Below are 26,458 nucleotides of genomic sequence, written 5' to 3'. Positions count from 1 at the left end.
GGCAACTCCAAAACCGAAGCACTGCGAGTACTCAAACGTCATCTCGCCGACGTCGTCTACCACCGGCTCCAGCAAACCAAGCCCCACACCACTTGCCACGAGGCCGCAGCTTGACATAGGAGATTCATGGTGATGTACCTGGGGCAGACCCGGGTGCTGTTCGCGATGGCGCGCGACGGGCTGATGCCGCGCAAGCTCGCGCACACCGGCAAGAACGGCACGCCGGTCCGCGTCACCGTGATCGTCGGCGTGGCCTGCGCGGTGCTGGCCGGGTTCGTGGACTTCGGCACGTTGGAGGAGATGGTCAACATCGGCACGCTGTTCGCGTTCGTGCTGGTTTCGGTGGGCGTGCTCATCCTTCGGCGCACCCGCCCCGACCTGCCGCGCGGCTTCCGGGTTCCGCTGGTGCCGTTGGTTCCCGTGCTCGCGGTGGTGTCGTGCCTGTGGCTGATGCTGAATCTGTCCGTGGAGACCTGGCTGCGGTTCCTGGTGTGGATGGCGATCGGCTTCGTCGTCTACTTCGCCTACTCCCGGCGCAACTCCCTGCTCCGCAAGACCCCGGCCACTTAGTCGCGCACGCCCTGTTCGGCTTCTCGCCTGTCGGCGGATAGCCTGACGCGGTGTCGCAGCGTGAGTTGGTTGTTCTCGGAACCGCGAGTCAGGTGCCGACGAAACAGCGAAACCACAACGGGTACCTGCTCCGGTGGGACGACGAGGCGATCCTGTTCGATCCCGGTGAGGGTACGCAGCGGCAGATGACCTATGCCGGTGTCACCGTCACTGGGCTCACCCGGATCGCCATCACCCATTTCCACGGCGACCACAGCCTCGGGCTGGCGGGAGTGGTGCAGCGGATCAACCTCGACCGGGTACCGCATCCGGTCGACGTCTGCTTCCCGGCGTCGGGCGCCGCCTACTACGACCGCCTGGTCAACGCGACGTCCTACTATCACCGCGCCGAGTTGCGTCCGCGCCCGGTCACCGGGCCCGGCCCCGTCGACCTACCCGGCGCGCCGTTCACGGTGACGGCGGTCCCGCTCTCCCACCCGGTGGACACCTTCGGCTATCGGCTCAGCGAGCCGCCCGGCCGGCGAATCCTGCCGGATCGGTTGCGTGCCTTGGGGATGCGTGGCCCGATCATCTCCGAACTGCAACAGCGCGGCACTGTCGAATTCCGCGGTCGCACCGTCAGCCTGGACGAGATCAGCGAGCCACGGCCCGGCCAGAGCTTCTCCTTCGTGATGGACACCCGCTTGTGTCCCGGCGTCGAGGAACTCGCCGCCGACGTCGACATGCTCGTCATCGAAGCCACCTTCCTGGACGCCGACGAGCACCTGGCCATCGAATACGGCCATCTCACCGCGGGACAGGCAGCGCGGGCGGCCGCCGACGCGGGAGTCCGCACCCTGGTACTCACCCACTTCTCCCAGCGTTACCGCGACCTCGACGAGCACTGGGCGGAAGCGGCAAAGTACTTCTCCGGCGAGATCCACATCGCCACCGATCTCGCCCGAATCCCGCTGCCGCCCAAGCGCTGAGGCGCCGCGCCGATATTCGCCACGCCGAGTGGGCCCGCGGGCGCTAACACCAGCTCGCCGCTACCGATCTAGTTCTCTGGGACGCCTGCCAACCCCGGGCGAGAAACAACCGCCTCCGGCGCCGGTCACCCGACCGCCCGCCCGGCACCCGGCAACGGCCGACGCCCCGCCACCCCGACGAACTGTCGGAATTCCGGTACAGCCGTACGACTCGGTACGCTGTCCCGGACGCCCCCATAGCCCAATTGGCAGAGGCAGCGGACTTAAAATCCGCCCAGTGTCGGTTCGAGTCCGACTGGGGGCACCGAAGCCTGGCGGTCCGGCGGCGACACGAGGGCCTGCGGCCGACTACGACTGCACGATCAGGCGATCGGGTGCCGCGCCGGTGTCCAGCCATGCCGAAGCGATTTTTCCGGCTACGGCTCGGTACAGCATGTCATCGGGAGCGTTCTCGCGCGCGATGGTCTGTCGGGCCTTGTTCAACAGCAGGGTCTGTTCGACTCCGTGTATGTCTCGGTAGAGGTACCGAACCTGCTGATCGTCTTCGTCCAGCTTCTCGATCTCGGCGTAGAGAGCCATGCATTTCAAACGGTGTGCGCCAGAGTAAGCCCGCGACGCGGGAGGAAGTGCCTACGCGGCCTCAGCGGGAAAGGCCGTGTGCTCGGGCGATGACGCGCTCCATGACCGTGCGGGGGAGAAGGCGGCGGAGGGCGAAAAGGGCCGGCGCGTTGCTGCCTACCGCGTAGAGAGGTTGGGGTCGGTCGGCTTCGATCGCTCCGACGATCGTGGTTGCGACCTTCTCCGGGGTGATGCCTTTCGCCTGCTTCTCATCGAGTTCCGCCATGAACGTTGTGAAATCGGCGGTGTGCGGGGAGCCTTCGGCGAGGTATTTGGTGCGTCGTTCGCGCAGGCCGGTATCGATCTGACCGGGTTCGACGGCGGTTATCCAGACGCCGAAGGGGGATTCCTCGAAGCGAGCGGCGACCGCGAAGCCGCGCAGTGCCGCCTTGGTGGCGACGTAGGAGGAGCGATAGGGCATCGGGAAGCTGGCGAGCATCGACCCCACCATCACGACGCGTCCGTACCCGCGTTCCCGCATGCCGGGCAGCACCGCTCTGGTCAAAGCGACCGGACCGAGCACGTTCAGCTGGAACAGTCGCTCCACGGCATCGGTGGGCAGTTCGGACAGCGGACCCGCTTGGCTTTCGCCCGCATTGTTGACCAGCGCGTCCACCGGGCCGAGACCGGCCGCGAACGTCTCGATCGAAGCCGGATCGGTGAGGTCGAGCGCCCGGTACTCGACGCCGGGCACAACGGCGTCGGCACCGATGGCGCCGGGATTCCGGCTGGTTCCGATCACCCGATAGCCTTTCCCGGCCAGCGTGGCGGCCGTAGCCTTTCCTATTCCGGACGACGCACCGGTGACTACGGCGAGGCGGGACATGAGACTCCTTCCGAGGCGATGTGCTGACGATATCGTCAACTTCATTTCCGTGCTACCCGGGAGTACGTTCGCGCCGCCCGCGGTTGCCGATCGGGGCGCTGCGGAACCGAGGTCGCGTCCAGCGAGACGTGGGCGCACACCGTCACTCGGGGCCGCTCGGCGGCGGGAAACAGGAGTACAACGTGCGGTGGCGGCTCGGGGATAGCCCATTGAATTCTCCATGGCGGGTTCCGGGCTGGAAGTGTCGCTCCTGTGGCACCGCATCTGCCGTCATCCGGACCGTTGGCGGGCCGCTGAGCTGGGCGGACGAGAGTTCGCCCGGGGTGTGAGATACGCACCGGCACAGCCGGAATCGTTCACCAGCGGGAAGTTCTCGCGGATGTCGGCGGCCGAAAGTTGGGGCTAGTGTTGGCCGGCGCGGTGCAGGCCGGAGACGCTGCCGCGTTACCCCCGACGCCGAGGAGACTGTGGTGGTTGTCGATACCGTCCGTGAGGAACAGGCGATTCGTCAGATGACGGAGCGGCTGGTCGAAAACTACACCGAGACTTACCCTCCGGAGCATATCGAGAGCACCGTGGGCGCGGCCCGACAGAAGTTCGAGGGCCGCCCGGTGCGCCAATTCGTGCCGATCTTGGTCGAGCGGTTGGTCCGGCGAGAGCTGGAGAAGTCGCCCGAAGCGGAAGTTCAGCCCGCGACGGTCGCGTTGGACGATTCCACCGAGCCCGCCGCGACCGCGCCGAGGAAGATGCCGGACTTGCGTGAGTTGTGGTCGTCGAAGAAGCGATTCGCGCCGTACGCCGTGGGGGCCGTCGTCATCTTGACGGTGATCGCCGTAGTTCTGGCTGTGCGGCAACCCGCTGCCGAGGCACCCGCTGCCGCTCCCGCTCCCGCCGCGCCGCTCACGGTGGTCCGCGGTGTGGTGGGATCGGAGAAGATGCCGTTCTTCCAGGACTCGAAGGTAATCGACGCGCTGGCGCGCAACGGAGTGCGCGTCGAGGTCGAGTCCGCGGGATCGCGCCAGATCGCCACGTCCGTCGATCTCGCGAGATTCGACTTCGCTTTCCCGTCCAGTGAGCAGGCGGCCGAGCGAATTCAGCGGCAGCGCAACGTGACCGCGAAGTACACGCCGTTCTCCTCGCCGATGGCCATCGCGACGTTCACGCCGATCACCGATCTGCTCGCCAAGGCAGGAGCGCTGCGCCCTGGGCCGGTGCCGACGCTCGACCTGCGCCGCTACCTCGATCTGGTGCGCAACGGCACACGCTGGGACGAACTTCCCGGCAACACCGCATACCCCGTGCGCAAGAACATCCTGATCTCGACCACCGACCCGCGCAGCTCCAACTCCGCCGCGATGTATCTGGCCGCGGCGAGCTACGTCGCGAACAACAACACGATCGTGCAGGGTCCGGCCGCCGAGCAAGCCGTCCTGCCCGCGGTGTCACGACTTTTCGTCGGCCAGGGCTACACCGAGAGCACCACCGAGGGACCGTTCAACAACTACCTCGCCACGGGTATGGGTCCCACACCGATGGTTTGGATCTACGAGGCGCAGTACGTCGAGGCCACCGTGCGCGGGCAAGTCGACCCCGAGATGACGCTGCTGTATCCCTCCCCGACGGTGTTGTCCCGGCACACGCTGGTGCCCTTCGGCGCGACGGGTGACCAGCTGGGCCGCCTGCTGTCCACCGACCGGGAGTTGCAGCGGCTGGCCGCCGAGCACGGCTTCCGCACCAACGACGGCGCCCAGTTCGCGAAGGTCGCCGCCGAACGCAACCTACCGGTGGCCGCGGACTTGCTCGACGTGGTCGCGACCCCGACCTACGACACCCTGGAGCATCTGCTCGACGGAGTCACCAAGTCCTACAACTGAAGCCGCTGGTGCGCCCGCACTCGCGTTTCGGCGAAGCCGATCCGGGCATTCCGTTCGCATGAGATACCGGTTGACGGGCCGGTATCGCGGCGGGAGGAAGCACAGTGACAGCGGACGACGGGCCATGGGAGATCCCCCCGCTCGATGACGCTCCGGACATCGCGCGCGATCCCGCGCCGCAGCCGGGAGCGACGATGGCCGACACCAGGAATTGGCCGGGGTACGGGTTGCTGCTGGCAGCGGCGGCGGCCGCGATAGCCGCCGCGGTGCTCGCGGGCTGGGGGCTGGCCCGTCTGTCGGTCGTGGCGGCGATCATCACCGTTGTCTTCCTGCTGATCGGCGTCGGCCTGATCGTGCTGGAGCAGGTGCGCGGCCGAGCGAACGCCCGCAGGAGCAACGAACAACCCGCCACTGCGCCGGGGAACTGAGATCGCTCGGTCCGGTCGGCGGAACATCTACCAGAACGAACGCCGATCGGCCTCGACTGCTGCTGCGCGGACGCTCATCGATGGCGACGCTGGACGCCCGCAGTCGAATTCGCGTTCAGACGCAGAAATCGCTTTCAACCCGGTGCGCCGCACTGACTACCGGCAGGAGTCGTGGCGGACTACCGGGTCCCGTGTCCCTCGCACGCTGCCAGCGCCGTGTTCTTGGTGGCGTTGAAGCGGTCGATCACCGCGTTCAGGGTGTCGGTGTCCGCGCGGCGGTCCAGCGTGTCGGCGAGGGCGTTCGTGTCGTCGCGATAGGCGCGCAGCGGGGTGGCGACCGCGGAGGGCACCTCCTTCGTCACGTTCTGGTCGACGGAGCGCGCATTGTTCCGCAGTGTCGTGACAGCGGTGTCGGCTTTGCCGTTCGTATCGGGATCGTTGCGGCCTCTGGCATTGCTGGCATCGATGTAGTCGTTGAATGCCCGCACCGAACTGCCGTTGGCGCTGAGGAAGGCGTCACAAGCCGTTCTGGTCGCCCGTTCGACGGCCGCCGCCCGTGACGACGAGGCGGCGGCCGAGGAGGAGGTGACCTCCGAGGCGTACGCGGCCAAATCGGTCCGGTTCACCTGTGCCGAACCGGAAACTTGCTGTGCGCAGGCGCCGATCACCAGCACGCCGGCCGTGGTGGCCATCGCGGCGGCCAAGAGGCCAGCGCGTTCGAGTCGTCGCATGTCGGTCCCTCGCTCCCCTCGGAAGTCCGGCCGGGACGGATGAACAGAGCCGGACGATACGACGGTACGTCGTGTGGGCGGGCGATGACCACCCGCGCCGACATCGATGGTCAACCGATATCGGCGCGGGCGCGGCTCAGCCCTGGCCGAGCATGGCGCGCATCTGTTCGATCTCCGACTGCTGGGCGGCGATGATCGTGCGGGCGAGCGCTTTCGCGTCGGGGTTCGCACCGTCGGCCAGTTCGGTTTCGGCCATGGCGATCGCGCCCGCGTGGTGCTCGATCATCATGGTCAGCCACTGGCGATCGAAGTCCGGACCGGATGCCGCTCGCAACGCCGCCATCTGTTCGGCGGACATCATGCCGGGCATACCGTGGCCGCCGTGCCCCTCGCTCGCGGCGGGGGCCTGCTTGCCGAAGCTCTCCAACAGATCGGTGATCTGCCGCATCTCCGGAGCCTGTGCCTGCTCCACCTTCGCGGCCAGCGCACGCAACTGCTGGTTGTCGGTGTGACTCGGCACCAGTGCCGCCATCTCGACGGCCTGGGCGTGATGCGGATACATCATTTGCAGGAACATCACGTCGGCGTCGTTGTACTCGGCGCTCGCCGGGACGCTCGTGGCAGCCGAGGTGGTCGTCGACGTGTCGTGTTCGGTGGTGTGCCCGGTGTCGGCGTCACCGCAGCCGGTCAGGCTCACCGCTGCTGCCGCGGTGAGGGCGAGAATCGTGCGGGTACGGGTGATGAACATATGGTCGCTCCTTGCGAAGTCTGTGAGGGAGTTGAGGCGACGCCGCGACCGTGGTTCGGACGCACGGCGGCGGCGAAGGTGTCAGATCCGCAGAATCGCCAGTTCGGCCAAGGTGAGCACGGTCCACGGCGGCGGTCGCTCCCGCCGGGGCCGCCAGTGGCGCGGTCGCGCCGCACCGCTGCCGGGACGATCGACCGCAATCCGGTAGAGCAGCACCAACGCGGCCAGCGCCAACAGGGCGACCAGGATGAAGACGCAGCCGTGCAGTCCACTGTGCGCGCCGTCGCACCCGCCGCCCGCACATGGCATGTCGTCTACCGGGCTCATCGCCACGGCGACCGAGCGCGCGGCCACGGCCCACGACTTTGTGGCGGCGCCGCCCGAGATGGTTCGCGTGAGCCGGGAGCTGCCCGCTGCGGCTGCCGTGGTCCCAGCGCTGCCGAAGGAATCGGCGCTTCCGGCTTGCGTCCGGTCCTGCGGCTGGAGGTGACCGTGGCGAGTGGGGGAGCCCTCATGAGTCGGGACTGCCGCGATCCTGTGGTGCGGTGAAGTCTCGACGCCGCCGGAAGCGTCATGGGCGGGACCGGTCGGTGCGCCCGCAGCCCGCCCGGGTTCGTCGAGCATCGCTTCGGCGACAGGGGCGGCCTGTGCGCCAGACGCATGGACGTGGCCGGAGGCCGCGAAGACGGCCGAGTGCATGGCGACGATCCCGGCGAGTAACACCAGCACTGCGAGGAGCTGGAAGTGCCGGGCGAGCCCGGCGGTGTGCAGGATGCGGCGTTCGACCACGAGTGCCGAGTCTAGCCGCCGCCGGACCGGCGCGGCGGAGATACCCCTTCGGCGTACCCGTATCTAGGAATTCGCGATGTCGACGACCAGCCGGGTCGGATTGGACAACGTGCTCACCGTGAAGCCGGGCCGGTCGGCCTGCACGCCGATGAACGACTGTGTGACGCCTTCGAACACCGTCGTCCGGTAGACGCCCGCGATGCCGGGAACCGCAGGGTCGACGGCGGGGTCCGGCCCCTCGTACGGCGTCACGCCGCTGTCGAACGGGTAGGCCGAGCCGAGGATGCGCACCTCCAGAATCGACCGGCCCGCCACGTCCACGGGATTGCCGCTGCCTTCCTGCACGGCGCGGTCGGTGTAGCGGACGATCCAGCCGGGCGTGCCGACCCCGCCGAGGTCGTAGACCACGCGATCGAAGCCGGGCTGACGGCCCAGGCGGACATCGGTCACCGTGAGCGCGGCGTCAGCGGACGCCTTGCCCTGTTTTGGTCCAGCGTCCTGTGGGGCCGGGGCCTGCGGTGACGGGGCTTGCGCGACGGCGGCCGACGTGCCGGTGATCGAAGCGACCGGGGCGCCCGGTGTCGGATCGCTATCACCGCAGCCTGCGAGCAGTGCCGTCGCGACGGCGACCACGAGCACCATCCTGTTGCGCATGGCTCGATGCTACTCAGCCGAACGCGTCTGATGGCGTAATCGCGAGAGTGTTGCGGCTGATTCGCCATCAGCGGGCAGCGAAAGGGGTGCGCACGTGGGTGATTGCAGACCGTCTGGTCGGCCGGTCGGGCATGCCTATTGCTAATCGATTGCTGTAGCGAACGTTCGGCGCACGAGCTCCTGGCGCACGGGTTCGGTGACCTCCCGGTCGCGGATCGTCCCTTCCGTGGACCCGAATGGGCCGGATACCAGCTGCTGTGCGAGTGTCCGGATTACGGTTGCCCGGCAGCGGTTTCAGGAAGATCCGGGGGTTGTCCGCGTGCGGTGGTCCGCTTATCGATACCTGCGCGTCGAAGGCGTCCGGTTGTGGCCGGGCCGAGTCCGCTGGTCAGGTCTAGAGTCCACTGGTGAGGCAGACGATCTCGCGAATGGCGTGCTCGCTCCTGGAAGGTGTCGGCCAGATGACCGGTGGAGTTCCCGTCGCGCCGGTGATGACGATCGGGCGCGTGATCCGTTGGGCTGTCGAGTCGGTACGGGTCGGGAGTCGTCGTCGCGACTGCCGTGCGTGGTGTTCGCGAAATCGCCTGTCGCGGCTCGCTTCAGGAAGTGGCTCACCTCTTCCGCGGTGCGACGGAATTGATTGGGCGGGGTGGGCGTGACCGCTGGGCAACGATCTAGCACACTTGAGGCGTGGGAAATGTCGAGGACGTACTGAGCCGGCTGCGGCGGTATCCGGACGTGGAGGCGCTGAACCTCTACGCCGTGGATGCCGCTGATCGGTTGATCCTCGACGTCGCGGCCGACGCCCTGGCGACTGTGGATAACGGACAAGTAGCCGTCATCGGTGACGCCTATGGCGCGCTGACGCTCGGCGCCATCGCGGGGCATGATCTGCGCGACGTCCGAGTACATCAGGATCTGCTCACCGGCGAACTCGCGCTCGCCAACAACGCCCGCGCGGCCGGGCTGGCGGATCGCTACACCGCGCACCCGCTCGGTGCCGGATTGCTGCGAGGTGTCCAGGTGGTCCTGCTCCGCCTGCCCCGGGTGCTGGCCGGGCTGGCCGAGGCCGCCGACGCGATCGCGCGCTACGCCGATCCGGCGGTCGAGGTGTTCGCGGGTGGCCGGGACAAGTATCTGACCAAGTCGATGAACGACGTCCTGGCCCAGTCTTTCTCCGAGGTGCGTGCCAGCCGCGGCAGGCAGAAGTCACGGACCCTGCTGGTGACCGGGCCCAAACCGGTCGCGGACAAGCCGTTTCCGGTGCGCGATCGGTTGGAGGAACTGGGTCTCGACGTAGTCGCGCACGGTGCGGCTTTCTCCGGTGCGCGCTTGGACATCGGCACCAGATTCCTGCTCGATCACCTGCGACTGATGAAGCCCGACGCGCGGGAGGCCATCGATCTCGGCTGCGGCACCGGCATCCTGGCCGTCACGCTGGCCACCGCACGGCCGGGAATCAAGGTGACCGCCACGGATCAATCCGCCGCCGCGGTCGCATCGGCGCGGGCCACCGCCGAGGCGAACGGGGTCGCCGACCGGGTGTGCGTCGTGCGCGACGACGCCATGTCCTCGGCCGCGGACAACAGCGCCGATCTGGTGCTGTGCAACCCGCCGTTCCATATCGGCGCGGCCGTGCACACCGGATCGGCGATCAAGATGTTCGCCGAGACGGGTCGGGTGCTGCGCCCCGGCGGGGAATTGTGGACGGTGTACAACTCGCATCTCAACTATCGGGCGGTGGTCGAACGGATGGTGGGCCGGACCGAGGTGATGGGGCGCAACCGGAAATTCACGGTGACTCGTTCGGTGCGTGGCTTGCACGACCCGCGGCAGCGGTAGAGTCCGAATTGTCTGGCTCCGTGAGTGTCCCCCCGGGAACTCACGACAGATGACAAACGTTGGAAAGGGCAGTTGGATATCGAGTAACTGAACTCGATGATCAGCGGCAACGACTCCAGAAAGGGACGCCGTTCATGCGTACCACGAGCAATCCGGTTTTCAGGAACCTGCCCAGGCAGGAGGGCGGTGGATACGCCAACTTCGGTTCCGGTGTGACCGCCGCGGGACAGTTCGGCAACCAGTACGGCCAGCAACCCCAGCAGTACGGCCAATATCCGCAGCAGTACCAGCAGGCTCCGCCCACCACGCGGGCGATGACCATCGACGACGTGGTGACCAAGACGGGCATCACCCTCGCGGTGCTGGCCCTGTCCGCGATCGTCTCCTACGGCCTCACCAACGCGAACACCTCGCTCGCGCCGCTGTTCGTGATCGTCGGCGGCCTGGTCGGTCTGGTGCTGGTGCTGATCGCGACCTTCGCGAACAAGATGGACAACCCGGTGCTGGTGTTGTCCTACGCCGTCGCCGAGGGCCTGTTCCTCGGTGCGCTGTCGTTCATGTTCACCAACGTCGAGTTCGGTGGAGTCGGCGGTAGCGCGCTGATCGGTCAGGCCGTGCTCGGCACGTTCGGTGTCTTCGCGGGCATGCTGGTGGTCTACAAGACCGGCGCCATCCGGGTGACGCCGCGATTCACCAGGATCATCGTCGGCGCCATGATCGGCATCCTGGTGCTGGCGCTGGGCAACGTGGTCGCGAGCTTCTTCATCGACGGCGGTCTCGGCCTGCGCGACGGCGGCCCGCTGGCGATCGTCTTCAGCCTGGTGATCATCGCCATCGCCGCGTTCAGCTTCCTGCTCGACTTCGACGCCGCCGATCAGCTGATCCGCGCGCAGGCTCCCGAGCGGGCGGCCTGGGGCGTCGCCCTCGGCCTCACCATCACCCTGGTGTGGCTGTACGTCGAGATCCTGCGGCTGCTGAGCTACTTCCAGAACGACTAGCCATCCAACGAAAGGACGGTCGCCGGGTTTCCCGGCGACCGTCCTTTTCGTATGGAGGGGTCAGCTCAAACGCTCGATGACCATCGCCATGCCCTGGCCGCCGCCGACGCACATGGTCTCCAGACCGAACTGCTTGTCGTGGGTCTGCAGGTTGTTGATCAGCGTGGTGGTGATCCGGGCGCCGGTCATGCCGAACGGGTGGCCCAGCGCGATCGCGCCACCGGAGACGTTCAGCTTGTCCTCGTCGATCTTCAGCTCTCGCGCCGAGCCGAGCACCTGCACCGCGAACGCCTCGTTGATCTCGACCAGGTCGATGTCGTCGATGGTCTTGCCCGCCAGCGCCAGCGCGCGCTTGCACGCCTCGATCGGGCCCAGCCCCATGATCTCCGGCGACAGGCCCGACACGCCGGTGGACACGATTCGCGCCAGCGGCGTCAGTCCGAGCTCCTCGGCCTTGGTGTCGCTCATGACGACCAGCGCCGCCGCGCCGTCGTTGAGCGGGCAGCAGTTGCCCGCGGTGACGGTGCCGTCCGGGCGGAAGACCGGCTTCAGCGCGGAGACCGCCTCGTAGGTGACGCCGGCGCGCGGGCCGTCGTCCTTGCTGATCACGGTGCCGTCCGGCAGCGTCACCGGAGTGATCTCCCGCTCGAAGAAGCCGTTCTTGATCGCCTCCTCGGCGCGGTTCTGCGAGCGCACGCCCCAGCGATCCTGGTCTTCGCGGGTGATGCCGGTGGAGGTCGCGACGTTCTCGGCGGTCTGTCCCATCGCGATGTAGACGTCGGGGATCAGGTTGTCCTCACGCGGGTCGTGCCAGATGCCCGCCCCGCCCTCGGCGGTCTTCGCGGTGCGCTCCTGCGCCGCGGCGAACAGGGGGTTCTGCGTGTTCGGCCAGCTGTCGGCCGATCCGTTCACATACCGCGACACGGTCTCCACACCGGCGGAGATGAATACGTCGCCCTCGCCCGCCTTGATCGCGTGGAACGCCATCCGGGTGGACTGCAGCGACGAAGCGCAGTAGCGGTGCACGGTGGTGCCGGGCACGAAGTCGTAGCCGAGCTGTACGGCGACCACGCGGGCGATGTTGAAGCCCTGCTCACCGCCCGGCGAGCCGCAGCCCAGGATCAGGTCGTCGATCTGGGTCGGGTCCAGGGCAGGCACCTTGTCGAGCGCTGCCCGCACAATCTGCGTGGTCAGATCGTCGGGCCGCAGGTCGACCAGCGAACCCTTGCGGGCACGGCCGATCGGGGAGCGCGCGGTCGAAACGATGACGGCCTCAGGCATGAGGACTCCTTGGGTCGGACGGTTCTGACGAACCCCTGTGCTGGTTACTCACGGGTTCGTATCGAATCTACGTCCCGCCGTGGAGTACCGGAAGCGGGTGTCCCGCCCAGCGCGTCCATCAACACCGGCAGCAACCGCGCCGCGGCCAGCTCGTAACCCGCCGCCGACGGATGGAAGCCGTCGGCGGCGAAAAGGAGTTCGGGCGCGGCCCGGAACTCGGGGGCGAGCAGGTAGCCCACACGCACCGGGTGTCCGCCCGCGACCGTCGTCGCCACGTGCTGCGCCTTGGCCAGCCGCACGCTCCAGTTGTGCACGACGGTGCGCAGTGGCTGTGGAATGGCCGTCACGGTGCCGAGATTCGGGCAGGTGCCGACCACTACGACCGCGTCGGCGCGGCGCAACCGGGCGACCGCCGCGGCGAGCCTGCGCGCGGAGGCGCGGATCGAGTGCTTCTTGGTGACGTCGTTGGCGCCGATGAGGATGACCGCGGCGTCCGGCGGCGGACCGGCGACGAACATGGCGTCCACCTGACCGGCCAGGCCCTTGGAGGTGGCGCCGCAGATCGCCTTGGTGCTCAACCGGATCCGCTGCCCCGTCGCCTCGGCGAGCCCCCGGGCCAGGCGTACGCCCGGCACCTCGTCGGGCACCAGGCAGCCGAGGCCGGCCGCGGTGGAATCGCCGAAGATCATCAGATGCAGGTCGGCGTGCTTCCCCGTGCGCCACGGCTCGGGCGCCCCGCAGCCGGGGGTGTAGATGCCGTCCGCCTCCGGCGGCTTCGAGGTGTCCCGGCCGATCATGCCGCGCGCCACGCCCGCCTGCGCCATGAGCAGACGGTAGGTCGCCCACCACGCGGTGCCCGCGCCCGAGCCGGCCAGCACGGCCGCGGCGCTGGTCATCGCCGCCGTCCGCCAGCGAAATCGAGGAGCGCTCACGCCAGGAATTTTACGAAATCCGGCCGGGACGACCAGTGCCGAACGAAGCGACATCCGATGGGTTCGCGGCGCGTGCGCGACCGGCGCGAGGTCAGCTCGGGACCACGAAGGCGCCGCGGGCGGGGACGCTCGCGGCGTCGGTGGAGACGGTGACCTCCACGAGGCCGGGGCCGGTGTCCTGGAACAGCGCGTACTGGATGCTGCCGTAGATGCCGGTGACCACGATGTTGTCGTAGCTGCCCGTCGCGCCGGTGGTGACGTTGCGCCACGCTACCGTGGTGCGAACCTCGCACAGCGGCGCGAACGGGTGGACACCGGGCCCGACGCCGCTCACGGGGAGCGCGCGCACGTTGAGAATGGCGCGACCGGGCCATTCGGGGCTGGTGTCGGCCCAGGTGCGGATGCTCGTCCAGCACAGACCGCCGCGGGCCAGCGTGGGCACCTGCGGGAATTCCACGGTCGCCGCCTCGGCTCGCGCACCGGATCCGACCACTAGAGCCACCGCCGATCCGACCAGAAGCATTGCGGCGCGGGCGATGTTCGGCTGCCTCATGGCAGCGATCCTAAAGCCGCGGGCGCCGGTTCGCCGGGAGTGCGGGCCCGCTGCGCGCGGCGTGCGCGAACTCACAGTTAGTGCGTCTGCAACGATGGGGTCCATGCGCATCGCGGATCATGTCGTGGATCTCATCGGCAACACGCCGCTGGTCCGGTTGAACTCGGTCGTAGGACCGAACGCGGGGCTGGTCGCGGCCAAGATCGAATATCTGAACCCGGGCGGCAGCTCCAAGGACCGGATCGCGGTGAAGATGATCGACGCCGCCGAGCAGTCCGGGAAGCTGCGGCCCGGCGGAACCATCGTGGAGCCCACCTCCGGCAACACCGGCGTCGGCCTCGCCCTAGTCGCACAGCAGCGCGGCTACAAGTGCGTGTTCGTCTGCCCCGACAAGGTCAGCGAGGACAAGCGCAACGTGCTGCGCGCCTACGGCGCCGAGGTCGTGGTCTGCCCGACCGCTGTGCCGCCGGACCACCCGAACAGTTACTACAGCGTCTCCGACCGCTTGGTCCAGGAGATCGACGGCGCCTGGAAGCCCGATCAGTACTCCAACCCCGGTGGTCCGGCCAGCCACTACGAGACCACCGGCCCGGAGATCTGGCGCGACACCGACGGCAAGGTCACCCACTTCGTGGCGGGTGTCGGCACCGGCGGCACCATCACCGGCACCGGCCGCTACCTCAAGGAGGTCTCCGGCGGGAAGGTCCAGATCATCGGTGCCGACCCGGAGGGGTCGGTGTACTCCGGCGGCACCGGGCGGCCGTACCTGGTCGAGGGCGTCGGCGAGGACTTCTGGCCCTCCGCCTACGACCCCGCCGTGCCGGACGAGATCATCGCGGTCTCCGACGCGGATTCTTTCGACATGACGCGCAGGCTCGCCCGCGAGGAGGGCCTGCTGGTGGGTGGCTCCTGCGGCATGGCGGTCGTCGCGGCCGTCGAGGTGGCGCGCCGCGACCCGGACGCGGTGGTGGTGGTGCTGCTTCCCGACGGCGGCCGCGGCTACCTGTCGAAGATCTTCAACGACGAGTGGATGAGTTCCTACGGCTTCCTGCGCGAACGAATGGACGGCACAGCCGAACCACTCGTGGGTGACGTATTGCGCGGCAAGTCCGGCGAGCTGCCCGATCTGGTGCACACCCACCCGTCGGAGACGCTGCGCGACGCGATCGAGATCCTGCGCGAGTACGGCGTGTCCCAGATGCCCGTGGTCGGCGCCGAGCCGCCGGTCATGGCGGGCGAGGTCGCGGGCAGCGTGTCCGAACGCGATCTGCTGTCGGCGGTCTTCGAGGGCCGGGCCCACCTGACCGATTCGGTGGCCCAGCACATGAGCCCGTCGTTCCCGCTGATCGGTTCGGGCGAACCCATCTCCGCCGCGACCAAGGCGCTCTCGGACACCGACGCGCTCATGGTCGTCGAAGACGGCAAGCCCGTCGGCGTGATCACCCGCCACGATCTGCTCGGCTTCCTCAGCACGGGCACCCTGGGGAAGTAGGCGGCCCGCGCTACGCCGGTCTCCTGCCGCGCCCTGCCGCCCGCACGCCGCCGGTGATCAGATCGGTCCATTCGTCGGCCAGCAGAGCCAGCCGGTACCAGGCGGCGTGCACCCGGTCGTCGGACACCTTTTCGGCGGCGTGCAGCAGGTGGCTGGCGTGCACGTGGGCGGCGGCCATGCGGTCGACCGTGGCGCCGACGGATTCGGCGCGCAGATGATCCGTCGAGCGTTTGCCCGGCAGCTGGGCGATCACCCACGCGTCGATGGTGGCCACCAGTTCGGCTCGGCGGCAATCGATCCCGGCGGCGGCAAGTGGATCGCAGTGGCGCCTGCGGTGCAGCGCCGCGAGGGCCCGCGCCCAGCCGACCAGCGGGTGGTCTTCTTCCGGATCGCTCGGGTGACCGCCGAAGGCGGCGACCAACTCACGCTGATCCGGCAGCTTCCGGGAGACGCCGTGCGAGCGCCGCGGCAGATGGTCACGCACGAACATGGCAGGCTCCCAGTGCATCCGGAACCGACCACAGTGCGCTACGGTCGATCGACAATGTGTGCATCTTCGCACCTCCGATGGTGTGGCGGTGGAGGCATCGCCCCAATGCCCGGATCCACTGATATCCTCCGCGTTCCCCTTGGCCTGACGGTGACACCCACATGGCACCCAAATGACAAGAGGTAACAATCCTTTACCCGTCCCTGCCTCGGCTCCTGTGAGGTCTGCTTCCCGCGACTCGGCTCGTTCTCATCCGCTTTCCCATTGTGCGAGAACGTTGTTCGGCAGTCTGTCAGCCGCCGGGACGGCGCCGTCCACCGACGCGGGGGACGGTCGCCGATTCGCACCGGCCGCGATCATCGCTTGTGACCAGGCAGGTAACCAGCCCTTTTCGAACGGCATGCCGGTGGCGAGCGACAGTGCCGCGAGCACCTCGGCGGCGCGGATCGACGACACGCACCGACAGTCGTGCCCGTGCCGGGCTATGCAGTCCCAATGCCATTCTCGGGCAGCATAATCCGAGAGACCTGTGCCGCCCGGCGGGATCGAGCGGAGGTCGGGTTCACGCAGAACCGGCGCGTGGCATCCGGTAGCGCGAATCGACGTCATCCTTGTCGAAAAAATACTTCGGCAACTTATCCGCAATTACATGTATGGGCTGACTGTCAACGGTATAAACGGTCAGGACGCACTGGCAGCAAACAGTCATGTCATCGACGGATAGCGAAGGAAGGTAATGCACACCTCCAGTTCGGCTATCGATTATCAGCAGGGGTTGTCCGACGCGTGGAGTTCGGTGGCGTCGTTCGTGCCCGAACTCGCCGCGTTCCTCGTCATCCTGCTCATCGGCTGGCTGGTCGCGAAAGCGATCGCCGCGATCATCGCGAAAGTGCTGGAGCGGAGCGGATTCCACCGTCTCGCCGAGCGGGGCGGGATCCGCCGGTTACTGTCGCGCAGTCGCTACGACGCCGGTGATGCGCTGGCCGAACTGGCGTACTACGCCGTCCTGTTGATCGCGCTGCAACTCGGCTTCGGAGTCTTCGGCCCGAACCCGGTGAGCGACACGATCGACGGCGTCATCGCCTGGCTGCCCAAGGCGGGCGTGGCGATCGTCGTCCTGGTGATCGCGGGCGCGGTCGCCCACGCGGCGCGCGACATGGTCGGCGGCCTGCTCGGTGGCCTGTCCTACGGCGCGACGGTCGGCCGGATCGCGGCGGTGTTCGTGTGGGGGATCGGCATCGTGGCGGCGCTGGACCAGATCGGCGTGGCCACCTCTGTCACGCTGCCGATCCTCGTCACGGTGCTCGCCACCATCGGCGGCATCCTCGTGGTGGGCGTCGGCGGCGGCATGATCCGCCCGATGCAGCAGCGGTGGGAGAACTGGCTCGGCCGCTTGGAGGAGGAGATGCCCGCGGTCCGGGGACACGCCGCCGCCTACCGGCTCGGCGAGGACGCCGCTCGGGAGCAGCTGTGGATGGATCAGCAAGCGGCCAGGGGGCAACATTGGGAAGACCAGCACGGCCACGATGCGGAATGGCAGTGGGACCGCGCGGAGGGCGGGTTGTGGCAGGGTGATCCGGCACACCGATGGGAGCAGCAGGGTGCGCGGGCGCACGGGCGGCACTGGGGCGAGAAAGGATCCGGTCCCGGCGGCCGGTATTCGCAGCCGCACGAGTTCATGGACTACCCCGACGAGAACGATTTCCGCTAGGGCGGCAATTGCTCAGTTGTTCGCGGGGTCGCGCCTGCCCTGTGTTTTCGTCCGCACCTCACGCGCGACTCGGAAACTTTCGGCGTGAACCTCGTCAGCGGAATGCGTTCGCGTCGGTCAGAGCTCGGCCGAGCACCAACTGGTGCACCTCAGCGGTGCCCTCGTAGGTGAGCACGGACTCCAGATTGTTCGCATGGCGAAGCACCGGGTAGTCGAGCGTGATGCCGTTGGCGCCGAGGATGGTGCGGCACTCGCGGGCGATGGCGATGGCCTCGCGCGTGCTGTTCAGCTTGCCCGCGCTCACCTGCTCCGGTGTGACGACGCCGCGGTCCTTCAGTCGCCCGATGTGCAGCGCGAGCAGCTGACCTTTGCCGAACTCCAGCGCCATGTCGGCCAGCTTGGCCTGGGTCAGCTGGTAGGCGGCCAACGGCTTGTCGAACACCTCACGGGTCCTGGCGTACTCGATGGTGGACGCCAGGCAATCGCGCGCCGCGCCGAGGGCGCCGAAGACGATGCCGAAACGCGCCTCGCTCAGGCACCCCAGCGGCGAGGCCAGTCCGCGCGATCCCGGCAGCACCGCGTCGGCAGGCAGGCGGACATCGTCGAAGTCCAGTTCCGCGGTGACCGACGCGCGCAACGACAGTTTGCGGTGCATCTCCCGCGCCGTGAACCCGGGCGTGCCCGCGGGCACCAGGAACCCGCGGATCACCTGCTTGCCCTCGTCCTCGGTCTGAGCCCAGACCACCGCGACGTCGCTCACCGAGCCGTTGGTGATCCACATCTTCGAACCGTTCAGCACCCAGTCGCCGCCGTCACGCTTCGCCCGTGTGCGCATGCCGCCCGGGTTCGAGCCGAAGTCGGGTTCGGTGAGCCCGAAGCAGCCGAGCGCGCGGCCCGCGGCAAGCTCCGGCAGCCACTGCTGCTTCTGCTCCTCGGAGCCGTATTTGTGGATCGCGGTCATCGCCAGCGAACCCTGCACCGAGACCATGCTGCGGACGCCGGAGTCGACCGCCTCCAGTTCCTGGCAGGCCAAGCCGTACGTGGTCGCCGACATTCCCGCGCAACCGTATCCGTCCAGGTGCATGCCGAGCAGCCCCAGCGCGCCCAGTTCCGGCGCGATCTCGCGGGCCGGGAAGGTGCCCGCCTCGAACCACTCCGCGATGTGCGGACGCAGGCGCTGGGCCGCGAAGGACGCGACGGTGTCCCGGATCTCGCGCTCGTCTTCGGACAGCAGCGCATCGGTGGCGAACAGTTCTTCGACAGTGACCATGAACTCAGCCTAAACAGGGGCCGGTGCGACGAGACCGAGGTCACTCGGTTGCCGCGACGCAACGTTTCCGGCGGGGATGCCCCCTGCGCGTAAATCGGCCGGACTCGACCGCGAGATCGCGGTATCTCGGCGTAGTTCGGGCGATTTGGCCGGTTTCGTGGCCGCGCGTCCGGCCATATGCAAGGACCGGGAAGTCGCCTGGCAATCGCCCCGATTAGGCTGGCCCCATGAGCGAGCTGGGATTCTCCACACGGGCCGTGCACGCCGGGTATGAACCCGATCCGCAGACCGGCGCGGTGAATGTGCCCATCTACGCGAGTTCGACGTTCGCCCAGGACGGCGTGGGCGGGTTGCGCGGCGGATTCGAATACGCCCGCACCGGCAACCCGACGCGCTCGGTGCTGGAGGCGAACCTCGCCGCGCTGGAATCGGGCCGCTACGGCCGGGCGTTCGCCTCCGGCATGGCCGCGACCGACTGTGCGCTGCGCGCCACGCTGCGTCCGGGCGATCACATCGTGATCCCCGACGACGCCTACGGCGGCACCTTCCGGCTGATCGACAAGGTCTTCAGCCAGTGGGGCATCGAGCATTCCCCCGCGCACGTGTTCAACGTGGACGAGATGCGCGCCGCGATCCGGCCGAACACCAAGCTGGTGTGGATCGAGACGCCCACCAACCCGCTGCTGAGCATCGGCGACATTCCCGCCCTCGCCGACGTCGCGCACGCCGCGGGCGCGAAACTGGTGGTGGACAACACCTTCGCGACCCCCTATCTGCAGCAGCCGTTGCTGCTGGGCGCCGACATCGTGGTGCACTCCACCACCAAGTACCTCGGCGGTCACTCCGACGTCATCGGCGGCGCGCTGATCACCGACGATCCCGAACTCGACGCGGCGTTCGCGTTCCTGCAGAACGGCGCGGGCGCGGTCCCTGGCCCGTTCGACGCCTTCCTCACGCTGCGTGGCGCCAAGACCCTCGCCCTGCGGATGGACCGGCACTGCGACAACGCCGAAACCATCGCCGAATTCCTCTCCCGGCACCCGTCGATCTCGCAGGTGATCTATCCCGGCCTGCCGGAGCACCCGGGCCATGCCGTCGCGGGCAAGCAGATGCGGCGGTTCGGCGGGATGATATCGGTGCGCCTGCACGGCGATGTCGAGGCGGCCCGCAAGTTCTGCTCGCGGACCGAGGTGTTCACCCTCGCCGAATCACTGGGCGGCATCGAGTCGCTGATCGAGCATCCGGCCGCGATGACGCACGCCTCCACCGAGGGTTCCGAGCTGGAGGTTCCCGCGGATCTGGTGCGGCTTTCGGTGGGTATCGAGGATGTCAGCGACCTGCTCGCGGACATCGAGCAGGCATTGAGCTAAGTTCACCGACATGACGAAGCGGCCGCACCCGATAATCGGGCGCGGCCGCTCGTGTCCGCGGTGGTGTCGGCCGGGCGCTACGCCGCGGCCCGGAGTATCAGCTGTGGTAGGGCTCGGCGCTGATCAGCGTGACCTTCATCGTGTTGCCGTTGGGCAGCGTGTATTCCCTGGTCTCGCCCACCTTGGCGTCGATGAGCGCGCCGCCGAGCGGGGAGTTCGGCGAGTAGGTCTCCAGCTTCGAATCGCTGAGACCCTCCTCACGGGTGGCGATCAGGAAGGTTTCGGTGTCCGTCTCGTCGCCGTCGTAGTAGACCTTGACGACCGACCCGGGAAGCGCGACGCCGGACTTGGTCGGCGCGACGCCGACCTTGGCGTTGTTCAGCAGCTCCTGCAGCTGGCGAATGCGCGCCTCCTGCTGACCCTGCTCCTCGCGCGCGGCGTGGTATCCGCCGTTCTCCTTGAGGTCGCCCTCTTCCCGGCGTTCGTTGATCTCGGCGGCGATGACCGGACGATTGGCGATGAGCGCGTCGAGTTCGCTCTTGAGCCTGTCGTGCGACTCCGGGGTCAGCCAGGTCACTTGCGTCTCAGTCATCTCGATCACTCCCTAGTAGTTGTTCCCGGCAGGCCGGGATTCCCTGAGCACCGGCGTGTACCCACCCGGAAGAGGGCACGCACCAGTCGACGGCTAGAGCGATCCTGGGAAGTTCATCGAACCCCGACAGGCCCTGGTCGCGGGCATGCTCACAAGCCCGAACCGTCAGCGCTGGCCGCCAATGCAGCAAACACGGCTCCGAGCCCCGGAACCGTGTATCACGCCATTTTAGCATGATTCACAAATGTGCAGGTCGGAGTTGATTTCGTGGGCACGTCGCCGGTCGACGCGCGGAAATCAGCCAGCCCGCAGATAGCCGGGCACCTGATCGCTGCACGCGTACACACTGCCCGAGGCCGGTCGCGCCGACGAGCGCACCACGGTGGTCAGCTCGACGGTGCCGCTGCCCGACGGCTCGATCAGCACTTCACGGCGGCCGAGTTCGGAGCCGTCGCGCGCCATCGCGCGGACGAAACACACCACCGGCCGCTCGGGGTCGGCGCGGGTGACCTTGAGCCGGATGGTCATGGTCGAGTCGTCGACGACGACGTAGCCGAGCTGCTCGGCCTCGATGTCGTCCGGCCCGTACTTCTGATACCCGAGGTAGGCGACGCCCAGCCCGGCGAGCACCACGACCACGCCGAGCGCCAGCGCGACCCAGCGGCGCGGCTTGCGGGGCCGGATGCCGTACCGGTCGGCCGGGGGTCGGCTCGGGGACGCCGCCGCGGCCTTCGCGTCACCGCCGGTTTCCGGCGCGGGCTGGCTCATGGTGGTCGCTCCCGGGGGGTACGTCGGAACAAATGTGGGTCGAATGGAACTATAGGTAACGAAGCCCCGACAGCCGCGACCGAGAGCGACGGTGAACGAGACGTGAGTGGCCTTCGCCTCATGGCGGTGCATGCCCACCCAGACGACGAATCCAGCAAGGGTGCCGCGACGACCGCCCGCTACGCCGACGAGGGACACGACGTCCTCGTCGTGACGCTGACCGGCGGAGAGCGCGGAAGCATCCTGAACCCGGCCATGGACACCCCGGGCGTTCTGGAGCGGATCCACGAGATCCGCCGCGAGGAGATGGCCGCCGCTGCCCGCGCGCTCGGTGTTCGCCAGCACTGGCTCGGATTCGTCGACTCGGGGCTGCCGGAGGGCGACCCGTTGCCGCCGCTGCCCGAGGGCTGCTTCGCGCTGGTTTCGCTGGAGGAGGCCACCGAGGCCCTGGTGCGCGTGGTGCGCGAGTTCAAGCCGCACGTGATGACCACCTACGACGAGACCGGCGGCTACCCGCATCCCGACCACATCCGCTGCCACGAGGTGTCGATGGCGGCGTTCGAGGCGGCGGGCGACCCGGAGCGCTTCCCCGACGCGGGCGAGCCGTGGACGCCGCTCAAGCTGTACTACGACCACGGGTTCAGCATGCGGCGGATGGAGGTGTTCTCCGCGGAGTACGAGCGGCTCGGGGAACCGTTCCCGCTCCAGGAGTGGCTGGACCGGATGCGCCAGTACACCGCGGAGCGCGGTGACATGATGTCCCGGATCACCACCCAGATCGAGTGCTCCAAGTACTTCCCGCAACGCGACGACGCCTTGCGCGCGCACGCGACGCAGATCGACCCGAACGGCGCCTTCTTCGCCATTCCGCTGGAGATGCAGCAGCGGCTGTGGCCGACCGAGGAGTTCGAGCTGGCCAAGACCCGGGTGCGCACCGAGCTGCCGGAGACCGACCTGTTCGCGGGCATCGAGGACGAGCGGTCGTGACACTGGTCCTGCTCGCCCAGACACCCGGGACGCCGACCGGCCCCGAGTTCGGCAAGGCGTCACCGCTCGGTCTCGTCATCGTCCTGCTGCTGCTCGCGGGCACCTTCCTGCTGATCCGGTCGATGAACCGGCACATCAAGGGCCTGCCCGCCACGTTCGAGCCCGAGCACCCCGAACCGGACCAGGAGGCCGACGAGGGGACCGAGCACGGCATCACCCGGCGTGCCGAGGAGTCGAAAGGCGCTGACTCCGAAGGGCGCGCCGAATCGACTTGACCGGGGCCTCGCCCCGCTGACCTGCGTGTTGTTACCTTTCCGCGCTCTCTTTCGTCAATGAGGTAGTCGCGGCACGATCCACTGCCCGTCCCTGTGACGGCGACCCCGGATTCGTTGCCCGCGTCTCCTTTCGAACACTGAGAGTCGAGGACAGAGCGATGACATTCGACGAACTGCGGGCCGAGCTGCCCGGCCGTGTGCTGGTGGCCGGTGACGAGAGCTTCGAGACCGCGGCCCGGCCGTGGACGACGACGGTCGAGCAACCGGTGGCCGCCGTGGTGCGGGCAAACGATGCCGACGACGTCGCGACCGTGCTCCGGTACGCCGGCCGCGCGGGCGTGCCGGTGGTCACCCAGCCGACCGGCCACGGCGCCTCCGGTGGGGTACCGGAGGCGATTCTGCTGCGCACCGGACAGTTGGACGGCATCGAGATCGACGCCGAGCGGCGGGTGGCGCGCGTCGGCGCGGGGACGCCGTGGGGCCGGGTGCAGGCTGCCGCCGCCAGGCACGGGTTGACCGGCCTGGCGGGCAGCAACCCGGTCGTCGGCGTGACCGGCTACACCCTCGGCGGCGGCATGAGCTGGTTCGGCCGCAAACACGGCTGGGCCAGCGACGCCGTGCGCGCGTTCGAGGTCGTCGACGCCGCGGGCGCCCGGCGACGGGTCACGGCGGAGGACGATCCGGACCTGTTCTGGGCGCTGCGCGGCGGCGGAGGCGACTTCGCCGTGGTGACCGCGCTCGAGTTCGACCTGTTCCCCGCACGGGAGCTGTTCGGCGGCCGCGTGCTCTGGCCGGAAACGCGGATACGCGAGGTCTTCGACGTCTTCCGGGAGATCACCGCCGCCGCGCCGGAGGAGCTGACCGTGTGGTTCCAGCGCCTCCAGATCCCGGACGCACCGCCCATGGTCGGTGTGGACGCCGTCTACCTGGGCGACCCGGATCGAGGACGCGCCGCGCTCGCGCGGCTGGACGCCATCGGGAATCCGATCCTGGACAAGCGCGGCGTGTTCGGGGCCGCCGACATCGGTGCCGTCACCGCCGAACCCACGAACCCGAGCCCGTCGCTCTCCCGGGCAGAGCAGCTCACCGATCTCGGCGACGCCGTGGTCAAGACTCTGATCGATGGACCGGTCGCCCCGCTGGCCAACGTGCAGATCCGTCACCTGGGCGGCGCCTTCGCCGAAGGCAGGCCGGACAGTGGCGTACGCGGCCCGATCGCCGAGCCCTACCTGCTCTACTGCCTGGGGCTGGGGCTGCCGCATCTCGCCGAGGCGGTCAAGGCCCGGCGCATCGCCATCGTGGACGCGGTGAGCGGGCAGATCAGCGGCCGTAAGCCGTACACGTTCCTGACGCCGGACGAATCCGCCGCCGCCGCTTTCGATTCGGCGACGCTGGCCCGGCTGCGCGAGATCAAGCGCGCCCGGGACCCGCACGGCGTCATCCGGGCCAACTATCCGGTGCTCGATTGAACCGGCAAGGCGACCCGCGGCAACGGGGCCGAGACCGGTGTGGTCTCGGCCCCGCCGCCGTTCAGAACGGCCAGTCGGCGTCGCGGCCCGCCTCCAGCAGCGGGATCATCCGGAACGCCGCGTCGGTCAAGCCCCCGAAGGTGTGCCGGTACGGGGTGCCGCCGGGGGCATGCCCGTACCGGTATCCCGCCAGGTTCCAGGTGTAGAGCGGCACCCGGGCGGGCAGCGCACGGCCGACGTCGCCGTCGTGCGCCTGCTCGTCGGTCAGGATGACGACCCGGTCGTGACCTGCGTAGTGCTCACGCACCGCCCCGGCCGTGTCGGTACCCCAGCCGAGGAAGTAACCCTCCTCGCGCCAGCGCCGTACCGCACCCAGCACCGGCTCGGCGCGCCGCTGCGGGAACACCCGGCTGCCGGGCTGGGTGCGGCCCTGCCACGTGCCGCCGCTCGAGTAGGACACCACGTCGGCCCGAGCGCAGCGCCGGGCCAGCGCGAGGCCGAACAGCGCGGCGGCGTCCCAGCGCGCCAGCGAGCCGTCCTTGGCGAATCCCGCCTGCATCGAGCCCGAGGTGTCCACCAGCACCAACGTCCGCCCGGAGAGCGCGGGCACGGCGGCCAGCGAATGACCGAGCGCCTGCTCGAGCGCGTGACCCCAGCGCAGCGACGGCGCGGCCCGGTACGCCGACAGGAACCGGATCGGCAGCTGCCGCGAACGGGCCACCTGTCCGGGATCGGCGAGTTCGGCGGCCACGTCCGCGGCCACGGCGTCGCTCACTCCGGCCTGGTCGAAGTTGCGCAGATTGCGCAGCTTGGCCATGTAACCCATGGTCGGAACGAGTGCCTCCCACACCGTCGCGTCCATCGGGCCCTGGAGCCAGCCCGCGACCGCCTCCCAGGTCATGCCCCCCGCGCGCAGCGTGGCACGAGCCTGCTCGGGGTCGTCGAACAGCGCGCGGCGCTGCTCGACCGGGCGGGCCATCAGCTCCGCACGGGCCCGCAGCACCGCCAGAGCGGTGGGCGGTTCGGTCTCGCGGCCGTACCGCCGATCCAGTGCGTGTGCGAACAACGCGCCCTGCCACGACTTGCCGTCCGCGGGAGCGGGATGGGTCAACTGGAGCACATCGGCGAACCGGAAGGAGCGCGCGGCGCTGTCCCACTTGAGCAGGGCGCGCTCGTCGTACAGCCGCCGGACGGCGTCGGCGACGCCGCGCTTGACCGGCTTGGGCACGGCCCGCCCATGTGTCGCGATCCAGTAGGCGAGCAGTTCCCCCGGCTCGTCGGCGCGCTGCAACACCGAGTCGATCACCTGCCGCGACATCCCCGCCGCGTCCGCGTCCAGGCGCGCCTTGGCGAACTCGGCGGCGCCGACGATCGCGGCGCTGCGCATGTTCGCCTCGGTGCGCAACCAGCGCAGGAAGCGGGCGGTCCACTCGGGGGCGGTGATCGTCGCCTGGTGCACCAGCGCGGCGTAGCGATCGTCGCGCTCACCGGCGGACTCGTAGAAGGTGTGCTCACCGACCATGTTCGTGACGGCCAGCAGGAACAGCTCGCTCTGCGGCGTGCGGGTGTATCCCGCGCCACCCTCGAAGGTGCGGCCGGTCGGACGGGTCTCGCTGGTGACCGGTGAGGTCGCGCCGGGGCGCGCGCGGTTGAACTTGCTCATGGATTTCCCCAGATGTACGTCGGGGACAGGCGCGGTGTCCGGCCCGAGGTCGAAATCTGCCGCGGCGCTGTACCGGTCGACGCAGGCATGGTGTGGCCTGCTCGCGGAACCAGCCGTGTAGCCGCACCGGGCCGGTGCGTGCGATGCCCCCCCGAGATCGATGATTTGCCTGCGGAATTCCCGAAATGGCGTGGTCGAGAAGTAGCCGCCGACTTCGCACCGGGAGGTGCGATGGAGTTGTGGCGCGCCCGGTGGTTCCCGGGTGCACCGAAACTGTAGCGAGACGAATTCGATTGCCGCACCTCATTTTTTGCGAGCACGATGTCCGAGGAAAAGCGGCGACGGCCTGCTCGCCGTATCGAGCGACCGAAATGGTTTCGGCAGGAGTTGAACCCGAAGTAGCCGTTGCCTGCGCACCGGACATGCGCCGTGCGTCACTGCGAGGAGCCGGCCCGAGGTCGAGTCGACCACGAAATATGCCCTTCGTGCTTGCCGATTACACTACTGCCTCCTGGCAGTCCGGATTCGAACCGGAACTTCCTGGCCCCGAAGTAGCCGC

26 protein-coding genes, 1 tRNA gene and 1 pseudogene are annotated in these 26,458 nt (G+C 68.6%); 13 read left to right on the top strand and 15 right to left on the bottom strand.

Annotation, left to right across the window (positions count from 1 at the left end; translation table 11 throughout):
- Nucleotides 1–126 precede the first annotated feature (126 nt).
- The 3 genes and pseudogenes from GVY39_RS22420 to GVY39_RS22410 all read left to right on the top strand — a co-directional run.
- A pseudogene (locus tag GVY39_RS22420) lies at nucleotides 127–570 on the top strand (amino acid permease); the annotation flags it as partial.
- A gap of 50 nt (nucleotides 571–620) precedes the next feature.
- Nucleotides 621–1,538 (top strand): ribonuclease Z, encoded by a 918-nt coding sequence (locus GVY39_RS22415; protein WP_159927678.1) that lies wholly within the window; start codon nucleotides 621–623, stop codon nucleotides 1,536–1,538.
- A gap of 230 nt (nucleotides 1,539–1,768) precedes the next feature.
- Nucleotides 1,769–1,842, top strand: a tRNA-Leu gene (locus GVY39_RS22410).
- A gap of 44 nt (nucleotides 1,843–1,886) precedes the next feature.
- On the opposite strand, the gene GVY39_RS22405 is transcribed toward GVY39_RS22410, so the two are convergent.
- On the bottom strand, nucleotides 1,887–2,117 hold the full coding sequence (locus GVY39_RS22405; RefSeq protein ID WP_159927677.1) for a hypothetical protein: 231 nt from the start codon (nucleotides 2,115–2,117) through the stop codon (nucleotides 1,887–1,889).
- 61 nt (nucleotides 2,118–2,178) lie between these two features.
- On the bottom strand, nucleotides 2,179–2,982 hold the full coding sequence (locus GVY39_RS22400) for an SDR family oxidoreductase (RefSeq protein ID WP_159927676.1): 804 nt from the start codon (nucleotides 2,980–2,982) through the stop codon (nucleotides 2,179–2,181).
- A gap of 470 nt (nucleotides 2,983–3,452) precedes the next feature.
- On the opposite strand from GVY39_RS22400, the gene GVY39_RS22395 reads away from it, so the two are divergent.
- Both GVY39_RS22395 and GVY39_RS22390 read left to right on the top strand, forming a co-directional pair.
- Entirely contained in the window at nucleotides 3,453–4,856 is a 1,404-nt protein-coding gene (locus GVY39_RS22395) for a substrate-binding domain-containing protein (protein ID WP_236565594.1), read from the top strand.
- 104 nt (nucleotides 4,857–4,960) lie between these two features.
- The gene (locus GVY39_RS22390) at nucleotides 4,961–5,284 is read left to right on the top strand and encodes a hypothetical protein (protein WP_159927674.1); all 324 of its coding nucleotides are present in this window, start codon (nucleotides 4,961–4,963) and stop codon (nucleotides 5,282–5,284) included.
- A gap of 179 nt (nucleotides 5,285–5,463) precedes the next feature.
- Here the strand turns inward: GVY39_RS22390 and GVY39_RS22385 are convergent, their stop codons facing one another.
- The 4 genes from GVY39_RS22385 to GVY39_RS22370 form a co-directional block, all read right to left on the bottom strand.
- Nucleotides 5,464–6,015 carry a hypothetical protein gene (locus GVY39_RS22385; protein ID WP_159927673.1) on the bottom strand — a complete coding sequence of 184 codons (552 nt, stop codon included), beginning with the start codon at nucleotides 6,013–6,015 and terminating at the stop codon, nucleotides 5,464–5,466.
- Nucleotides 6,016–6,151: 136 nt separating this feature from the next.
- Nucleotides 6,152–6,763, bottom strand: coding sequence for a DUF305 domain-containing protein (locus GVY39_RS22380; RefSeq protein ID WP_159927672.1), 612 nt, complete (start codon nucleotides 6,761–6,763; stop codon nucleotides 6,152–6,154).
- A gap of 81 nt (nucleotides 6,764–6,844) precedes the next feature.
- The gene (locus GVY39_RS22375; protein WP_159927671.1) at nucleotides 6,845–7,552 is read right to left on the bottom strand and encodes a hypothetical protein; all 708 of its coding nucleotides are present in this window, start codon (nucleotides 7,550–7,552) and stop codon (nucleotides 6,845–6,847) included.
- A 63-nt stretch (nucleotides 7,553–7,615) separates the two neighbouring features.
- Nucleotides 7,616–8,206: a hypothetical protein gene (locus GVY39_RS22370; protein ID WP_159927670.1), complete on the bottom strand. Its 591-nt coding sequence runs from the start codon at nucleotides 8,204–8,206 to the stop codon at nucleotides 7,616–7,618.
- Nucleotides 8,207–8,896: 690 nt separating this feature from the next.
- On the opposite strand from GVY39_RS22370, the gene GVY39_RS22365 reads away from it, so the two are divergent.
- Both GVY39_RS22365 and GVY39_RS22360 read left to right on the top strand, forming a co-directional pair.
- Nucleotides 8,897–10,048: a class I SAM-dependent methyltransferase gene (locus GVY39_RS22365; protein WP_159927669.1), complete on the top strand. Its 1,152-nt coding sequence runs from the start codon at nucleotides 8,897–8,899 to the stop codon at nucleotides 10,046–10,048.
- 134 nt (nucleotides 10,049–10,182) lie between these two features.
- Nucleotides 10,183–11,046 (top strand): Bax inhibitor-1/YccA family protein, encoded by an 864-nt coding sequence (locus GVY39_RS22360; protein WP_159927668.1) that lies wholly within the window; start codon nucleotides 10,183–10,185, stop codon nucleotides 11,044–11,046.
- 60 nt (nucleotides 11,047–11,106) lie between these two features.
- Here the strand turns inward: GVY39_RS22360 and GVY39_RS22355 are convergent, their stop codons facing one another.
- From GVY39_RS22355 to GVY39_RS22345, 3 genes are all read right to left on the bottom strand, one after another.
- Complete coding sequence (locus GVY39_RS22355; RefSeq protein ID WP_159927667.1) at nucleotides 11,107–12,327, bottom strand: acetyl-CoA C-acetyltransferase; 1,221 nt, start codon at nucleotides 12,325–12,327, stop codon at nucleotides 11,107–11,109.
- A gap of 44 nt (nucleotides 12,328–12,371) precedes the next feature.
- On the bottom strand, nucleotides 12,372–13,223 hold the full coding sequence (locus GVY39_RS22350; protein ID WP_159927721.1) for an SGNH/GDSL hydrolase family protein: 852 nt from the start codon (nucleotides 13,221–13,223) through the stop codon (nucleotides 12,372–12,374).
- Between the two features lie 127 nt (nucleotides 13,224–13,350).
- Entirely contained in the window at nucleotides 13,351–13,812 is a 462-nt protein-coding gene (locus tag GVY39_RS22345; protein WP_159927665.1) for a hypothetical protein, read from the bottom strand.
- Nucleotides 13,813–13,915: 103 nt separating this feature from the next.
- Between GVY39_RS22345 and GVY39_RS22340 the strand changes: the two genes are divergently transcribed.
- Nucleotides 13,916–15,304, top strand: a complete 1,389-nt coding sequence (locus tag GVY39_RS22340) for a cystathionine beta-synthase (RefSeq protein ID WP_159927663.1) — start codon at nucleotides 13,916–13,918, stop codon at nucleotides 15,302–15,304.
- 10 nt (nucleotides 15,305–15,314) lie between these two features.
- Here the strand turns inward: GVY39_RS22340 and GVY39_RS22335 are convergent, their stop codons facing one another.
- Both GVY39_RS22335 and GVY39_RS22330 read right to left on the bottom strand, forming a co-directional pair.
- Nucleotides 15,315–15,794 carry a DUF4254 domain-containing protein gene (locus tag GVY39_RS22335; RefSeq protein WP_159927661.1) on the bottom strand — a complete coding sequence of 160 codons (480 nt, stop codon included), beginning with the start codon at nucleotides 15,792–15,794 and terminating at the stop codon, nucleotides 15,315–15,317.
- A gap of 249 nt (nucleotides 15,795–16,043) precedes the next feature.
- The gene (locus GVY39_RS22330) at nucleotides 16,044–16,250 is read right to left on the bottom strand and encodes a hypothetical protein (RefSeq protein ID WP_159927659.1); all 207 of its coding nucleotides are present in this window, start codon (nucleotides 16,248–16,250) and stop codon (nucleotides 16,044–16,046) included.
- 280 nt (nucleotides 16,251–16,530) lie between these two features.
- Between GVY39_RS22330 and GVY39_RS22325 the strand changes: the two genes are divergently transcribed.
- Nucleotides 16,531–17,505, top strand: a complete 975-nt coding sequence (locus GVY39_RS22325) for a hypothetical protein (protein ID WP_159927657.1) — start codon at nucleotides 16,531–16,533, stop codon at nucleotides 17,503–17,505.
- Between the two features lie 94 nt (nucleotides 17,506–17,599).
- Here GVY39_RS22325 and GVY39_RS22320 read toward each other — a convergent pair whose 3' ends face one another.
- Nucleotides 17,600–18,775, bottom strand: coding sequence for an acyl-CoA dehydrogenase family protein (locus GVY39_RS22320; protein WP_159927655.1), 1,176 nt, complete (start codon nucleotides 18,773–18,775; stop codon nucleotides 17,600–17,602).
- Between the two features lie 227 nt (nucleotides 18,776–19,002).
- Here GVY39_RS22320 and GVY39_RS22315 point away from each other — a divergent pair, with 227 nt between their 5' ends.
- Nucleotides 19,003–20,145, top strand: coding sequence for a cystathionine gamma-synthase (locus tag GVY39_RS22315; protein WP_159927653.1), 1,143 nt, complete (start codon nucleotides 19,003–19,005; stop codon nucleotides 20,143–20,145).
- Nucleotides 20,146–20,242: 97 nt separating this feature from the next.
- Here GVY39_RS22315 and greA read toward each other — a convergent pair whose 3' ends face one another.
- Both greA and GVY39_RS22305 read right to left on the bottom strand, forming a co-directional pair.
- Nucleotides 20,243–20,737, bottom strand: coding sequence for a transcription elongation factor GreA (gene greA / locus GVY39_RS22310; RefSeq protein WP_040869622.1), 495 nt, complete (start codon nucleotides 20,735–20,737; stop codon nucleotides 20,243–20,245).
- Nucleotides 20,738–21,034: 297 nt separating this feature from the next.
- On the bottom strand, nucleotides 21,035–21,505 hold the full coding sequence (locus GVY39_RS22305; RefSeq protein WP_159927651.1) for a DUF4307 domain-containing protein: 471 nt from the start codon (nucleotides 21,503–21,505) through the stop codon (nucleotides 21,035–21,037).
- Between the two features lie 102 nt (nucleotides 21,506–21,607).
- Between GVY39_RS22305 and mca the strand changes: the two genes are divergently transcribed.
- The 3 genes from mca to GVY39_RS22290 all read left to right on the top strand — a co-directional run bounded on the left by mca (nucleotide 21,608) and on the right by GVY39_RS22290 (nucleotide 24,236).
- Nucleotides 21,608–22,492, top strand: a complete 885-nt coding sequence (gene mca / locus GVY39_RS22300; protein WP_223520780.1) for a mycothiol conjugate amidase Mca — start codon at nucleotides 21,608–21,610, stop codon at nucleotides 22,490–22,492.
- Entirely contained in the window at nucleotides 22,489–22,767 is a 279-nt protein-coding gene (locus GVY39_RS22295; RefSeq protein WP_159927649.1) for a hypothetical protein, read from the top strand. Before mca ends, GVY39_RS22295 begins: the two co-directional genes overlap by 4 nt.
- A 158-nt stretch (nucleotides 22,768–22,925) precedes the next feature.
- A complete protein-coding gene (locus tag GVY39_RS22290; protein ID WP_159927647.1) occupies nucleotides 22,926–24,236 on the top strand; it encodes an FAD-binding oxidoreductase in 1,311 nt (436 codons plus the stop codon).
- 61 nt (nucleotides 24,237–24,297) lie between these two features.
- Here the strand turns inward: GVY39_RS22290 and GVY39_RS22285 are convergent, their stop codons facing one another.
- On the bottom strand, nucleotides 24,298–25,899 hold the full coding sequence (locus GVY39_RS22285; protein ID WP_159927645.1) for a TROVE domain-containing protein: 1,602 nt from the start codon (nucleotides 25,897–25,899) through the stop codon (nucleotides 24,298–24,300).
- Nucleotides 25,900–26,458 lie beyond the last annotated feature (559 nt).

This window comes from Nocardia sp. CY15 (genome assembly GCF_009829295.1).
Classification (GTDB): Bacteria; Actinomycetota; Actinomycetes; order Mycobacteriales; family Mycobacteriaceae; genus Nocardia; species Nocardia sputi.
This window is presented reverse-complemented; position numbering and strand designations above follow the sequence as displayed.

What these genes read in the sequence shown, in the direction of transcription:
- GVY39_RS22370 (WP_159927670.1), bottom strand. Translation starts at nt 8,206, where the DNA reads ATGCGCAACAGGATGGTGCTCGTGGTCGCCGTCGCGACGGCACTGCTC.
- GVY39_RS22345 (WP_159927665.1), bottom strand. Translation starts at nt 13,812, where the DNA reads ATGAGGCAGCCGAACATCGCCCGCGCCGCAATGCTTCTGGTCGGATCG.
- GVY39_RS22355 (WP_159927667.1), bottom strand. Translation starts at nt 12,327, where the DNA reads ATGCCTGAGGCCGTCATCGTTTCGACCGCGCGCTCCCCGATCGGCCGT.
- GVY39_RS22380 (WP_159927672.1), bottom strand. Translation starts at nt 6,763, where the DNA reads ATGTTCATCACCCGTACCCGCACGATTCTCGCCCTCACCGCGGCAGCA.
- GVY39_RS22305 (WP_159927651.1), bottom strand. Translation starts at nt 21,505, where the DNA reads ATGAGCCAGCCCGCGCCGGAAACCGGCGGTGACGCGAAGGCCGCGGCG.
- GVY39_RS22350 (WP_159927721.1), bottom strand. Translation starts at nt 13,223, where the DNA reads ATGACCAGCGCCGCGGCCGTGCTGGCCGGCTCGGGCGCGGGCACCGCG.
- GVY39_RS22400 (WP_159927676.1), bottom strand. Translation starts at nt 2,982, where the DNA reads ATGTCCCGCCTCGCCGTAGTCACCGGTGCGTCGTCCGGAATAGGAAAG.
- GVY39_RS22325 (WP_159927657.1), top strand. Translation starts at nt 16,531, where the DNA reads ATGCACACCTCCAGTTCGGCTATCGATTATCAGCAGGGGTTGTCCGAC.
- GVY39_RS22320 (WP_159927655.1), bottom strand. Translation starts at nt 18,775, where the DNA reads ATGGTCACTGTCGAAGAACTGTTCGCCACCGATGCGCTGCTGTCCGAA.
- GVY39_RS22335 (WP_159927661.1), bottom strand. Translation starts at nt 15,794, where the DNA reads ATGTTCGTGCGTGACCATCTGCCGCGGCGCTCGCACGGCGTCTCCCGG.
- GVY39_RS22385 (WP_159927673.1), bottom strand. Translation starts at nt 6,015, where the DNA reads ATGCGACGACTCGAACGCGCTGGCCTCTTGGCCGCCGCGATGGCCACC.
- GVY39_RS22360 (WP_159927668.1), top strand. Translation starts at nt 10,183, where the DNA reads ATGCGTACCACGAGCAATCCGGTTTTCAGGAACCTGCCCAGGCAGGAG.
- GVY39_RS22405 (WP_159927677.1), bottom strand. Translation starts at nt 2,117, where the DNA reads ATGGCTCTCTACGCCGAGATCGAGAAGCTGGACGAAGACGATCAGCAG.
- greA (WP_040869622.1), bottom strand. Translation starts at nt 20,737, where the DNA reads ATGACTGAGACGCAAGTGACCTGGCTGACCCCGGAGTCGCACGACAGG.
- GVY39_RS22315 (WP_159927653.1), top strand. Translation starts at nt 19,003, where the DNA reads ATGAGCGAGCTGGGATTCTCCACACGGGCCGTGCACGCCGGGTATGAA.
- GVY39_RS22290 (WP_159927647.1), top strand. Translation starts at nt 22,926, where the DNA reads ATGACATTCGACGAACTGCGGGCCGAGCTGCCCGGCCGTGTGCTGGTG.
- GVY39_RS22285 (WP_159927645.1), bottom strand. Translation starts at nt 25,899, where the DNA reads ATGAGCAAGTTCAACCGCGCGCGCCCCGGCGCGACCTCACCGGTCACC.
- GVY39_RS22340 (WP_159927663.1), top strand. Translation starts at nt 13,916, where the DNA reads ATGCGCATCGCGGATCATGTCGTGGATCTCATCGGCAACACGCCGCTG.